At 37.1% G+C, this 12591-nt stretch carries 12 protein-coding genes and 2 pseudogenes; 8 read left to right on the forward strand and 6 right to left on the reverse strand.

Annotated features, from left to right (window positions below; translation table 11 throughout):
* Positions 1-37: 37 nt before the first annotated feature.
* Entirely contained in the window at positions 38-544 is a 507-nt protein-coding gene (locus ACFN7Z_RS08400; protein ID WP_004692097.1) for a hypothetical protein, read from the reverse strand.
* Between the two features lie 247 nt (positions 545-791).
* Here ACFN7Z_RS08400 and ACFN7Z_RS08405 point away from each other — a divergent pair, with 247 nt between their 5' ends.
* The 5 genes and pseudogenes from ACFN7Z_RS08405 to ACFN7Z_RS08425 all read left to right on the forward strand — a co-directional run bounded on the left by ACFN7Z_RS08405 (position 792) and on the right by ACFN7Z_RS08425 (position 4041).
* A complete protein-coding gene (locus tag ACFN7Z_RS08405) occupies positions 792-1112 on the forward strand; it encodes a helix-turn-helix domain-containing protein (protein WP_004692095.1) in 321 nt (106 codons plus the stop codon).
* 103 nt (positions 1113-1215) lie between these two features.
* Positions 1216-1770, forward strand: a pseudogene (locus ACFN7Z_RS08410) (SOS response-associated peptidase family protein); the annotation flags it as partial.
* Between the two features lie 111 nt (positions 1771-1881).
* Positions 1882-2508, forward strand: a complete 627-nt coding sequence (locus tag ACFN7Z_RS08415) for a LexA family transcriptional regulator (RefSeq protein WP_039889600.1) — start codon at positions 1882-1884, stop codon at positions 2506-2508.
* Positions 2509-2522: 14 nt separating this feature from the next.
* Positions 2523-3818, forward strand: coding sequence for a Y-family DNA polymerase (locus tag ACFN7Z_RS08420; protein WP_058951983.1), 1296 nt, complete (start codon positions 2523-2525; stop codon positions 3816-3818).
* 4 nt (positions 3819-3822) lie between these two features.
* A complete protein-coding gene (locus ACFN7Z_RS08425; protein WP_058951984.1) occupies positions 3823-4041 on the forward strand; it encodes a hypothetical protein in 219 nt (72 codons plus the stop codon).
* 269 nt (positions 4042-4310) lie between these two features.
* Here ACFN7Z_RS08425 and ACFN7Z_RS08430 read toward each other — a convergent pair.
* Together ACFN7Z_RS08430 and ACFN7Z_RS08435 are read right to left on the reverse strand one after the other, a co-directional pair.
* Positions 4311-4452: pseudogene (locus tag ACFN7Z_RS08430) on the reverse strand (transposase); the annotation flags it as partial.
* A gap of 270 nt (positions 4453-4722) precedes the next feature.
* Positions 4723-5388, reverse strand: coding sequence for a hypothetical protein (locus ACFN7Z_RS08435; protein WP_005399445.1), 666 nt, complete (start codon positions 5386-5388; stop codon positions 4723-4725).
* A 167-nt stretch (positions 5389-5555) separates the two neighbouring features.
* On the opposite strand from ACFN7Z_RS08435, the gene ACFN7Z_RS08440 reads away from it, so the two are divergent.
* Positions 5556-5834: a type I restriction-modification system subunit M N-terminal domain-containing protein gene (locus ACFN7Z_RS08440; RefSeq protein WP_171333650.1), complete on the forward strand. Its 279-nt coding sequence runs from the start codon at positions 5556-5558 to the stop codon at positions 5832-5834.
* Here the strand turns inward: ACFN7Z_RS08440 and ACFN7Z_RS08445 are convergent.
* A complete protein-coding gene (locus ACFN7Z_RS08445; protein ID WP_131230371.1) occupies positions 5802-6734 on the reverse strand; it encodes an IS5-like element ISAba12 family transposase in 933 nt (310 codons plus the stop codon). The two genes, ACFN7Z_RS08440 and ACFN7Z_RS08445, sit on opposite strands and share 33 nt — an antisense overlap.
* 219 nt (positions 6735-6953) lie before the next feature.
* On the opposite strand from ACFN7Z_RS08445, the gene ACFN7Z_RS08450 reads away from it, so the two are divergent.
* Both ACFN7Z_RS08450 and chrA read left to right on the forward strand, forming a co-directional pair.
* Entirely contained in the window at positions 6954-7874 is a 921-nt protein-coding gene (locus ACFN7Z_RS08450; protein WP_005399446.1) for a chromate resistance protein ChrB domain-containing protein, read from the forward strand.
* 2 nt (positions 7875-7876) lie between these two features.
* On the forward strand, positions 7877-9235 hold the full coding sequence (gene chrA / locus ACFN7Z_RS08455; RefSeq protein WP_005399447.1) for a chromate efflux transporter: 1359 nt from the start codon (positions 7877-7879) through the stop codon (positions 9233-9235).
* A 42-nt stretch (positions 9236-9277) separates the two neighbouring features.
* Here chrA and ACFN7Z_RS08460 read toward each other — a convergent pair whose 3' ends face one another.
* On the reverse strand, positions 9278-11158 hold the full coding sequence (locus tag ACFN7Z_RS08460) for a potassium transporter Kup (protein ID WP_058951986.1): 1881 nt from the start codon (positions 11156-11158) through the stop codon (positions 9278-9280).
* A 454-nt stretch (positions 11159-11612) separates the two neighbouring features.
* A complete protein-coding gene (gene dmeF, locus ACFN7Z_RS08465; RefSeq protein ID WP_039889603.1) occupies positions 11613-12554 on the reverse strand; it encodes a CDF family Co(II)/Ni(II) efflux transporter DmeF in 942 nt (313 codons plus the stop codon).
* Positions 12555-12591 lie beyond the last annotated feature (37 nt).

Genomic DNA, 12591 nt, shown 5'->3' on the forward strand with positions numbered 1-12591 from the left:
ATCTTTGTGCAACAAAGCCACTTGTAGTTCTCCCTCATTAGAATGATTCAAGTTGATCTTTTTCAATATCATTGAAAATATTCACTATAAAACTATTCTTATTTTCTAATTCCTTTAACTCTTTAGATATAACATTCTCATATTTGTCGAAAAAACATTGTAGATCTGGGTTTTTAGTAATGATATTTTCAATGAAAACTTTCTCGATTTTACGTCTTTCGAGTGCATTTTCCAAACTCTTTTGTTCCTCAATTAATGCTTCTTTGACTTTCTTTACTTTTTCAACATTTCGATAGGATTTTAAATAAGAGGATTCGCTGTATCTAAAAATATTACGGTTATCCTCATCTCTCACTGTTAAAAGAAAATTGCATTTTACTAGTATATTTAATCCTCTATAAATACTTTGCTTTTCAGAGAGTTTAACAAATTGTCTATCATTAAAAATAGCCTTTATAAAGTCATTCGCTCGCCATTCGATGATTTCATAATTCAGTAAAATGTGAAAAAAATCACTGTAAAAAGGTAGAGTATATTTTGACATGTATAAGCACAATTAAAGCAAAAGAGAGTTGATGACCTTAGTTTTGAACTGTATATAGATTCATAACTAATTGGTAGAGGATCAAAAATAAGCACTTGAGATCAACGCAGATCTGGCAAGCTTGTTCAAAAGTTACCATCGAGCAATGCAATGTAGACTACTTGATTTCACAATACTAAGGAATCCTTAGTAATAACTCAAGTTGAAACTAAGAAAATCTTAGTTTTAAGGTGGGTGCTTATGTATAATGTCAACACATAATTTAAATGTTTTTGCCTTACGATTACGTATAGCGCGCAAAGCAAAAAAACTTTCACAAGAGCGCTTGGGGATCTTGGCTGGAATTGATGAATCTTCTGCTAGTGCGCGTATGAATCAGTATGAACGTGGAAAACATGTTCCTGATTTTTTAATGGCTTCCAAAATTGCAGAAATTTTAGATTTACCAACAGCATATTTTTATGTAGAAAACGATTTATCGGCAGAAATAATACAAGTTAGTCATGCTTTAAGTAATGAGCAGAAGTTAGAAGTTCTACGATTTATTAAAGACTTACAAAAGTTTTGAATCTTATATCTTTCTTCTTGAATAAGATGAGTATAGTTCATGATGCAACTCTGACTTCGGTCTGGCGGAGGCAAAATGCTAGCTCATCTTGCCTCCTTCCTAATTGCTTAACTTGAACCGTAATACCATCAACTATTGGTACATGATTTTTAGAAAAGCAATCTACGATTATCAGTTTGGATTGCTACCAAGCTGGGCGAAAGAGTTGAAGTTCAGCAGTCATACCTATAACGCTCGTACAGAAACAGTTGGTGATAAACCTAGTTTTCGACATGCATGGAAGTACAGCAAGTTTTGTCTGGTGCCAGTTCAAGAGTTCTATGAACCGAAATACATCAATGGCAAGCCACACTGTTATACCATCAAGTGCAAAGATAATCAGCCTTTTACAGTTGCTGGTATCTATGATGACGCTGTGATAAATGGGAATAAAGTACGCTCATTTTCAATGTTAACCATTAATTCAGACCATCACCCTTTCATGAACCAATTCCACGCACCTAAGAATGAAAAACGATCAATCATCGTCATTCCAGAGCAATATAGAAAAGATTGGCTAACTGCAGATCATGAGCATGCGCATGAATATTTCTTTCACATGTCTGATGAATTCGTCACTTTTCCACGCGATGAGCAGAAACAAAACGACTTATTTTGACGTCTCCTTGTTTATCCACAACTTTTAAATTTGAATTTTAATCTCTGTTAGTAATATCATATTTAGACAAATTCTACTTCCAAACACGCCACTGTAGCGTAGGAGTATCACATGTCTAAGAAGTTGCCCATCTACTTCTCTGATGACGCATGGTCATCTTTGCAAGAGCTCATGGGTCCAGAGGGTAAGCCAAGCCCTACCATCAATACAGTTCTAGAACAAATCGCTGTTCAAAATGAACTTGTTGAGAAATTAGGGTTAACCGCAGTACTACCCAAATCCAAAGTCTCAATTCCAGTCTCTTTAGAGCGCATTCCTGCTGGTCCTGCATTTAGTACCAAGGATGAACAAGATAAAGCACTCGATCTGAATGAGTTCCTTATTCATAACCCTATTTCTACATTTATCGCTTACGTAGACAGTGAATCGATGCTTGATGCAGGTTTTGAGATTAATGATCCGATCATTGTTGATCGCAGTATAGAAGCAAAGCACTACGATATCGTAATTGCATTAATTGATAATAGTTCTTCGACAATTAAGCGGTTAATGATTACAAGCAAGATGTCTAAGTCTGAAATCAAAGAGATTTTCGGAGATGAAGACTACCCTCTTCCAGACCTTTGGTTAAAAGCTGAGAATCCTAGATACAATCACATCATTCCCAACGACAGTCAGACAATATCTATTTGGGGTGTAGTGACTTTTAATTTAAAACGTATTCATCACCGTTCATAAAAAGAAGAATAAAAATGAAAAGTGAAAATGAAATATTCGCGTTAGTTGACGTGAATAATTGCTACGTCTCGTGTGAACGTGTGTTTAACCCTGCCCTAAATGATCGCCCAACCATTGTGCTCAGCAACAACGATGGCTGTGCCGTGGCAAGAAGCCAAGAAGCAAAAGACTTAGGTATAAAGATGGGGGTTCCTGTATTTCAGATTCAGGATTTGATCAAACAACATAACATTCAGGTTCTCTCGAGTAATTTCTCTCTGTATGGTGAAATGTCCAGACGCTTTATGGAGCTTCTCGGGAGTTATGTTGCACCTGGAGAGCAAGAAGTCTATTCAATTGACGAATGCTTCCTAAAGCTCACAGCGTATGAGCACTTATTTGACCTGACAGAATATGCGCAAGATATGAGAATTAAAACATTCCAATGGTTAGGCCTACCCTGCTGTATTGGAATCGGTCGCTCTAAAACTGAAGCCAAGATTGCCAATCATTTAGCCAAGAAGAACAAGTATTTTGGTGGCGTGTGTAATTTAGTTCATATGGACCAGTGCTCTGCTGAGACTTTACTGGCGCAAGTCGATGTATCTGATGTTTGGGGAGTCGGCAGGCAGAACTGCAAGAAACTCAATGCTATGGGCATCCAGTCTGTTCTAGATCTGATTAACGCCAATCCTAAAGAAATTAAAAAGCAATTCAGCATCGTCATGGAAAAGACAGTACTTGAGTTACAGGGTTTGTCTTGTATCGACCTGACTGATGATGCAGTAGCCAAAAAGCAGATTATCAGCAGCCGTTCATATGGCAGCCCTGTGTATGAAGTTGATGATCTAAAGGCTTCGGTGCGACTCTATGTAGCCAGAGCAGTAAAGCGAATGCGTGATGATGGCTCAATATGCAAGATGATTGGGGTTTATATTCAAACCAGTCGATTTGATAAGACTGAGCGTTACACCCCATACACCGTAGTTCAGATGCATGAGTATACAGACGACTGGTTACTTATCACCAAGGCTGCAATGAAAGGTATCGATCAGATATTTAAGAAGGGTTTTAAGTATAAAAAGGCAGGAATCGTACTTTTAGAAATTAAGGATAAATCCAAATTTGTGCCTGATCTATTCACGGACTATTCGCATAAGCAAGAGCGCGAACAACTTTCAGATGTTATTGAAGCCATCAGTGAACGGTTTGGGAAGAATCTCGTTACGCTAGGCATTGCCAACAATCAAGAAGCCTCATGGCACATGAATCAAAACCTTAGATCACCATCGTATTTAACAAAATGGTCTGACTTACCTAGAGTAGGATAAAAACATGCACTTATTTAAATTTACTGACGAACAAATTACTCAACTCCTAATCCCGAAACGATTTGTACCACCTACTCCGCAAGAATATGAAGGCAAGAACATGGTTTATGTTTTTGATAGTGATGATAAGTTTGAACTGACTTATTATGAGCTGGTGGATATCATTAGCAAAGCGAGAATGGCTGGACCGAAGTTGATACCTGTACTTGGTGCTGTGAATTAAGTAATTCCAATGTGCTCATGTGTGAGGCATTTGTTTTTTAATAATTAATATTAGAGGTGGATTTAGAGATCGCTAAATTGAAACGATCTCTATGAATCACACAATTCAAGGATAAACTGATACTTTACTCGGGCAAGCTTGCAAAGTACCTTGCGGCCTTTTTTTAAGATTTCTCGTTCCTCTTCAGTCTGTTTAAGCTGACTTTTAAGGTGAAGGATTTTTTTCTTTGCTTCGATTAGTTCATGTTCATCAGGGGGTGTTGCGTAAAGGCTGTACGACCTTTAGCCATTTATAAATATTGTGCTCAGATACACCTAAACGTTCTGCTACATCAGTGACAGAATATCCACGTTCTGTAATCAATTTAATAGCTTCATCTTTAAATTCTGGGCTGTATCGTTGTCGACTCATAATGTTCTCTCCTATGCAAAAAGAATAGATGATATTTGTCTAGGAGAGTGGTGGCAGTCCAAGAATAGGCGAAATTTGTCTTTCTTTGGGTACCATCGATTAAAACTCTTCGCTCTAGACCATAAAAATAAGGCTATTTGCATTTTAAGGTGGGATTTTTTTAAATCTCGCCTTATTTTTTAACTTACCAAACTCTAATTTTTGCAATCTAAGGTTGAACTACTTGAACTAATCAATTTTAAAATTTGCATTATAAGGTTGAAAGTGAATTTAGCTTTTTAACAATTCTTTAAGTTGACTCAAATATTCATTTGCTTTTTGTTGAGCATTTTCTTCTGATGAATTCAAATCGGATTGTATCTTAATGATGCTTTGCTCAAACTGGTTCAATTCCAAATCACTCAATCGTTGTTCATCTTTGTACATATCTATAGTTGCTCGACACAAATTAATGAAGTGTTCTGTTGTTTTGTGCTGATAATTACAACAAGCATGAATGATATTTTTGAGTCGTCTGTGGCGTAGCTCAATATTGATTGGTTTATAAGTTGGATGGCTTGCGCTAAAAAATAGTGCCTTATCTATGGCATCACCGCTATACCAACCTTTATCCAAATTTTCTTGTGCTGCTTGAATATAAATTTCTGCTACTCGCTTCCTGTCAGCCAAAATGTATTTCTCAATTTCAGCTTGGTCAGTTAAAAGCTCAATTGGTTCAAACTGAACTTTAGTGCCGTATCTGTTTTGGGTAGATTGATCATTTACTCGCAGAAAAATGGTTGCACCTATTTCTATATCTGATAGTACGGTATTTTTGACAAGTTGGGCTTGATAATTTTTTACACTACCGATCAGTTCAGCTTGAATATACTTTGTTCCAATTTTTAAGATACGAAACTGTCCAAATGCTGTCATTTTTTCTTGCTTATTTGGCATCTCACACCAAGCCTAATGATTATCCTGTGATAAATTTTAACATTAAGTCTTTATTATGAAATAAAAAAGTAGTCAGATTTGAATTTTTTAAATATTGCATTTCAAGGTTGGAAAATTTACGTTTATTGCATAATATTTAACTATTGCAAAATAAGGTTGAAAATAAAATGGCATCTGCACCAAACAATACTAAATCGACACTGGCAAGTTTTATTTGGAACAATGCGAATGATCTTTGGGGGGATTTTCCGCATACAGAGTTCGGTAAAATCATTTTGCCCTTTACGGTATTAAGACGTTTGGAATGTGTACTTGGACCAACTAAAGATGCTGTTCTCAATACTTATGCGCAATTTAAAGAGGCTTTGTTGCACAAAGATTTGAAATGCAAAGCGCCCCTAATTGAGCCAAATTTAAGGCGTAACTTGGGTAAGTGGTCGACCTAATTCCGTAAATCTGTTAAGGACTGCTACACGTGCATGGATCTCATTCACTTGGCTATCAAAACTCCTTGCACTGAGTTTATCTCCTAATAATTTGATGCAATGCATCTTAGTTTCAACCAAACTTCGACGATGATAGCCTGACCATTTTTTCCATAGTGTCCTGCCTAAACGTTTAATTGTTCGAAGTAATTCATTTCGCTCTAGCGAGCTACTCTTTGTATCTTTCCATGGTTTCGCATTTTTTCTAGGTGGAATCACCGCATGCCCTTGCCGATCTGCAATGACCTGACGGCATTGCTTGGTGTCATAAGCTCCATCGGTATAAACAGAGTTAATCTGCTCATCTTGTGGAATCTGATTAAGTAAATCACCAAGCACCTGTGAATCACTGACATTATTGGTTGTAGGCTGAACTGCTCGTATTTGTAGGGTTTTAGCATCTATACCAATATGAAGTTTACGCCATTGGCGACGATATTCAGGTCCATGTTTCTTGCGTTTCCATTCGCCCTCACCTAGAAACTTCATGCCTGTAGAGTCCATGAGTAGATGCAGCCCATCGCTACTTTTTTGGTAGCTGATTACAATATCAATATGCTTTTGTCTTCTACAAAGCGTGGTGTAATCTGGAGCTATCCAATTTAATCCACACAGTTTAATTAGACTTTGAACAAAACCTGTGACCATGCGTAAAGAAAGTCTGAATAAAGATTTGATCATTAAACAGCATTGAATGGCTGCGTCGGAGTAGGTTTGATTTCGCCCTTGTTTGCCTTTTGATGGCGCATACCATTGCGTAGCAGGATCAAACCAAATGGCAATATTTCCGCGACTCATGAGTGCTCGGTTATATGCGGGCCAATTGGTTGTGCGGTAGATTTTGTGTGTAGGCTTCTTCATTTGAAAATTATATCGCTGAAAAAGCCTTTACAGATAGGTTTGTGCAACAAAGCCATTCGTTAATTAAACAAAATCAATTTTATGCTCAACATCTATAAATCCTAGAAATCTGGATAAATATTTTCTTAATATTTTTCCTACTATAGGAAATCATTTATTCGTCTTTGAAGTTTAAAAATTTATTAGTAATATATTCTACAAATATGTTGAGTATACTACATGTCTATTTCTTTACTCATAACATCTCTGCCTACACAGAACACAAGCACTCGGATGAGAGTCTGGCGATCTTTGAAAGCAAGTGGTGCCGCGACCCTTAGAGATGGGGTCTACATACTCCCTATTAATCATAGTGAGAAGTTTACCTCTATTGCTAATGATGTTGTTTCTGAACAAGGAACTGCTTATATGTTTTACGCAGAGCCACCTTTAAATCTTGAACTCGCACCTATTTTCAGTCGAAAAGAAGAGTACGAAACCCTCTATAAACAACTCACGGAAATAAGAGATCGTCAAACTAAAGATGATAAGAAAGAACTACTCAAACAGATTCGTAAATTAAGAAAAAGCATCGATGCACTTGTAGACATTGACTATTATCCAGATGAGACTCAAGTACAAGTTCTTAATGAACTTTCCTTATTGGAACTCACTATTGCACGTCTCGGTGAAGTCAATGAACCTAAAGCTATACAAGCTCATATTCAACATCTGGATAAAGGTAATTATCAAAACAGAATTTGGGCAACACGTAAAAGACCTTGGATTGATCGTCTAGCCTCTGCATGGCTAATCAAAACCTTTATAGATACCTCACCAACATTCATTTGGTTAGAAACCCCAACTGATTGCCCCGAAGATGCATTTGGATTCGATTTTGATGATGCAACTTTCAGTCATGTCAATCATTGGGTGACCTTCGAAGTTCTTTTACATAGTTTTGATCTAGAAACACCCGCATTAAAGAAAATCGCTGAAATTGTTCATTACCTTGATGTAGGAGGAATTGAGCCTCCAGAAGCGATCGGTATTGAAAAAGTTATTCAAGGAATTCGAAGTCAGATAAGTGACGATGACCAATTATTTGCATTATCGAATTACATTTTCGATGGCTTATATGCCAACCTATCAAGAGAATAATCATGGAACAAGAACTTGTTATACAACCAGAACAAGAGATACAGTCAGTTTCATTTTGGCAAGCATTCCTATTCTGGCTTAAATTGGGGTTCATTAGTTTTGGGGGGCCCGCAGGTCAAATTGCGGTCATGCACCAAGAACTGGTTGAACAAAAGCGTTGGATTTCAGAGAAGCGATTCTTGCATGCACTGAACTATTGTATGCTCTTACCGGGCCCTGAAGCACAACAATTAGCAACTTATATCGGTTGGTTAATGCATAGAACCGTGGGTGGTTTAGTTGCAGGGATTCTTTTTGTACTACCCTCACTATTTATTTTGATTGGTCTTTCATGGGTTTATGTAAAATTTGGTGATGTACCCATTATTGCAGGGCTCTTTTACGGTATTAAACCTGCTGTTGTTGCCATTGTTTTTCATGCAACACATCGAATCGGCAGTCGATCACTTAAAAATAAATTTTTATGGCTGATTGCAGCCCTTTCATTTATTGCTATATTTTTCTTCAACTTACCCTTTCCTTTAATTGTGCTCTCTGCCGCAATCATTGGTTATCTAACCAGTAAAAAATATCCAAGCCTATTTTCTAGTGGAAACGCACACCAGCAGAGTAAAAAAGATTATGGTCGTGCTTTAATTGATGATGATACTCCTACACCTGAACATGCGATCTTTAGCTGGAAACGATTGGGCAGTATTCTGCTAATTGGTGGTCTACTGTGGTTTATTCCAATCCTGAGCCTAAGCTTAACGCTGGGGTGGGATCATACTTACACCCAAATGGCTTGGTTCTTTACGAAAGCAGCCCTGCTCACCTTTGGTGGTGCCTATGCAGTATTGCCTTATGTTTATCAGGGTGCTGTAAGCTATTACGGTTGGTTAAGTCCGACTCAAATGATAGATGGCTTAGCTCTAGGTGAAAGCACGCCCGGCCCTTTAATTATGGTGGTCGCATTTGTTGGCTTTTTAGGAGCATTCAATCAAGCACTCTTAGGCTCAGATCATTTATTCTTGGCGGGCACCATTGGAGCAAGCATAGTCACTTGGTTTACTTTCCTGTTTTCCTTTGTTTTTATTTTAGCTGGTGCACCAATTATCGAATCAACACATAATGAGCTCAAATTTACAGCTCCGTTAACGGCTATTACAGCCGCAGTTGTTGGTGTGATTCTTAACCTTGCCCTATTTTTTGCTTATCATGTACTTTGGCCAACAGGATTTAACGGCTCTTTCGATATTGTTGCTGCGTTAATTGCACTTGTAGCTTTGGTTGGCTTATTTCATTTCCAGCTCAAAGTGATGTACGTCCTTGCAGCTTCTGCATTAATTGGTTTAATTTGCTTTAACTTTCTTTCTATGTAATTTAAACAGTCGAAGTATAAGCTTCGACTGTTTTTTATATCTTTATATTTCTATTTGACTACCGATCTCTACCACACGATTCGATGGAATCTGGTAAAAATCACTGATAGGACTAGTATTCTTATGCATACTCGAAAATATTTGTTCTCTCCATTTATCTAAGAGCTTATTCTGTTTAGAAATAATTCGTTCACGTGAAACGAAGAAGCTGATTTCCATTAGATTAAACTCAATATGATAAGCATCAAAAACAGCTTCAAGCTCTATAGGTAAATTGGGTTGTTCTTTAAAACCATAATTCAATTTAATCCGAAAGAAGTCTAGCTCTAACTGTTCAACAAGAAACCTATCATCCTTAGAAACATACGGTATATCTTGGACATCAACTGTAACCAATACATTTCGTTCATGCAGAATTTTATTGTGCTTTAAATTATGCAAAAGTGCATGGGGAACAACATTTGGTGTACCCGTGAGGAAGACGGCAGTTCCAGTAACTTTATTAACCGAATCATCTACATGTTGAATGAACATATCTAAAGGTAGTGTATCGCTCTGAAGTTTTGTCTGAAGCTCCCCCCTACCTCTCTTCCAGATCATCATTAATGTGAAAACAATAAGGGCAACCACTACAGGCATCCACCCACCAATAAAGAATTTTAATAGGTTTGAACTTAAGAGTACCAAATCAATTACAACGAATGGAACAATAAATAGAATAAGTTTCCAAGTCTTCCATTTCCAATAACTATAAGCTAAAAAACCAACCAGAAGAGTGTCACAGAACATAGTCACAGTAACAGCTAGACCATAGGCTCCTGCTAAATTGCTACTACTTTTAAACAATAGAACAACTGCAATAATAGAAATAAATAAAAGCCAATTTAAAAAAGGAATATAAATTTGGCCCATTTCTGATTCAGAAGTATGCTGTATCGTTAAACGAGGTAAATACCCTAACTGGATTGCTTGTTTTGCCATTGAAAATACACCACTGATTAATGCTTGTGATGCGATAACCGCGGCAGCAGTAGCAAGTACAATCATTGGATAGAGTAACAATGACGGAACTAATAAATAAAATGGATTAGAAATAGCAGTAGGATCTCGAAGTAATAGAGCACCTTGTCCTGCATAATTCAGAATTAAACAAGGCAGTACGATAAGGAACCAACCGAACCGAATTGGTGCAACACCAAAATGTCCCATGTCAGCATAAAGGGCCTCACCGCCTGTCACGGTCAATACCACAGCCCCCATCACAAAAAAAGAAATTAGCGGGTTAGTGAGGATAAAAGAAATTCCCCAATGCGGGCTCAAAAAGGCCAAAATTGAAGGGCTTTGAATAATACTCATCCCCCCTAATCCACCGATGGCTAAAAACCACAATAAAGTGATAGGACCGAAAAACTTCCCCATTATAGCCGTGCCATGCCTTTGTACTAAAAACAAAGCTGTTAAAATTCCGATACTGATAGGGACAATGTATTTTGCAAGTGTAGGTGTAGCAATAGACAAACCCTCAACCGCAGATAACACTGACATTGCAGGGGTGATGATTCCATCCCCAAAAAATAAAGATGCTCCAATAAATCCTAAAGTAGTAATAATTATTTTTGTTCTATTCGAGAGCCCCTTTTGACGAAGATTCAAAGCTAACAATGCCATGATTCCCCCCTCACCATTATTATCGGCTCGCATGATCACCATGACATATTTAAGCGAGACAATCAGGGTAATAGTCCAAAATATTAAAGAGAGAATTCCCAAAATATTAATTTCATTGATAGGCATACCATGTGTTGCATGGAAGCTTTCTTTTAACGCATAAAGTGGGCTCGTACCAATATCTCCAAAAACCACACCTAATGCAGCTAACGTTAATATGGGGACACCAGCCTTTTCGGCTACCTGATTTTGCATATAGTAAAATCACATGATAAAAATTGTATCGATACTAGCACTACAATAACAACATTTACTCTTTAGACTAAAAAACCATAATTTCCTCACTTATTATTGTTTTTACAATTAATTGTAAAATAAAGGAAAATTCAACTAATTATTACTTCTCTCTTTATATATTCTAGAACATCAGCCATTTGAATTAGCGTAGAAATAACTTCCCTCAAACAAAATATCTAAAAATGATGAACAGAATACCGACTTTCTTATTCGCAGCCCAGTCATTGCATGTTCATCCAAACAGAACCTCGATTGAATTAGCTTTATGACTCTCGTTAATGAAGCTGCGAGATGTAATGCTAACAGTGCTTTCAGGTAATAAGGTATTGAAATAAATTTTGAACAATTCATATAAATAAGTTTCTCGTAATAAAAATTAAGCAGGTTGTTTGACCTGCTTAATTTGAGTAAGTTATATAGCAACTTGAAACTGAGTTATTCGATTTATCTCTACGGAAACATGAACGATTTCTTCGTGTATAGAGAGCCCTTTTCTGACACTATCGGCTGTCAGCTTATTGCTATCAGAATCTAATGAAAGAATACAAGAAAATTTACCTTTTCCTACCTTCCAAACATGAATATCAGTAATAACAGCCTGCGCATCTAATTCTTCAATGACTTCAATAATTTCACCAACTACAGGATGTTCCATTTCAGCATCAAGTAAGGTTTTACCTGTTTCACGAATTAATCCCCAAGACCAGTGTGCGACCAAGATGGCACCTACAATACCCAATACAGCATCCAGAAAGTCCCAACCAAAAAACTTACCGGCAAACAATGCAATAATTGCCAATATAGAAGTCACTGCATCAGCCACAACATGTAAAAAAGCAGCCTTTTGATTTAAGTCATGATTATCATGATTGTGAGCATGGTCATGATGATGGTGATGACTACTGTCATGCAGCAACCATGCACATACGAAATTTACAATCAATCCAATTACAGCAATTGAAATTGCTTCATTGTAGTGAATATTAACTGGATTCATTAAACGCTCAACAGACTGAATCCCCATAAATACAGCAACGACCATCAATAGAATAGCGCTTGAGTAACCGGCTAAAATTTCAATTTTCCAAGTGCCAAAGCAAAAACGCTGATCTTGTGAATATTTCCGAGCCATTCTATACGCAAAATATGCTAAGCCTAACGCCAGCATATGTGAACTCATATGCCACCCATCTGCTAACAAAGCCATTGAATTAAAAAACCATCCCCCAAAAATTTCAAAGACCATCATCACGCCAGTTAAAATGGTTGCTATCAAAATTTTCTTTTGTGCTAAAGGATTCCCCTCATCAAATTGATGGGTATGGTTACTTTTTACATTACTTAAATATTGCATTTGAATGTGCCACAATAGATACTCCTCCACAGTATAT

This window comes from Acinetobacter sp. P1332 (assembly GCF_044057475.1).
In the GTDB taxonomy this organism is placed as follows: domain Bacteria; phylum Pseudomonadota; class Gammaproteobacteria; order Pseudomonadales; family Moraxellaceae; genus Acinetobacter; species Acinetobacter johnsonii.

Coding starts and splice junctions, on each gene's coding strand:
- ACFN7Z_RS08400 (WP_004692097.1), bottom strand. CDS start 544: ATGTCAAAATATACTCTACCTTTTTACAGTGATTTTTTTCACATTTTA.
- chrA (WP_005399447.1), top strand. CDS start 7,877: ATGGAACAAGAACTTGTTATACAACCAGAACAAGAGATACAGTCAGTT.
- ACFN7Z_RS08440 (WP_171333650.1), top strand. CDS start 5,556: ATGGCATCTGCACCAAACAATACTAAATCGACACTGGCAAGTTTTATT.
- ACFN7Z_RS08445 (WP_131230371.1), bottom strand. CDS start 6,734: ATGAAGAAGCCTACACACAAAATCTACCGCACAACCAATTGGCCCGCA.
- ACFN7Z_RS08405 (WP_004692095.1), top strand. CDS start 792: ATGTCAACACATAATTTAAATGTTTTTGCCTTACGATTACGTATAGCG.
- dmeF (WP_039889603.1), bottom strand. CDS start 12,554: ATGCAATATTTAAGTAATGTAAAAAGTAACCATACCCATCAATTTGAT.
- ACFN7Z_RS08420 (WP_058951983.1), top strand. CDS start 2,523: ATGAAAAGTGAAAATGAAATATTCGCGTTAGTTGACGTGAATAATTGC.
- ACFN7Z_RS08450 (WP_005399446.1), top strand. CDS start 6,954: ATGTCTATTTCTTTACTCATAACATCTCTGCCTACACAGAACACAAGC.
- ACFN7Z_RS08415 (WP_039889600.1), top strand. CDS start 1,882: ATGTCTAAGAAGTTGCCCATCTACTTCTCTGATGACGCATGGTCATCT.
- ACFN7Z_RS08435 (WP_005399445.1), bottom strand. CDS start 5,388: ATGCCAAATAAGCAAGAAAAAATGACAGCATTTGGACAGTTTCGTATC.
- ACFN7Z_RS08425 (WP_058951984.1), top strand. CDS start 3,823: ATGCACTTATTTAAATTTACTGACGAACAAATTACTCAACTCCTAATC.
- ACFN7Z_RS08460 (WP_058951986.1), bottom strand. CDS start 11,158: ATGCAAAATCAGGTAGCCGAAAAGGCTGGTGTCCCCATATTAACGTTA.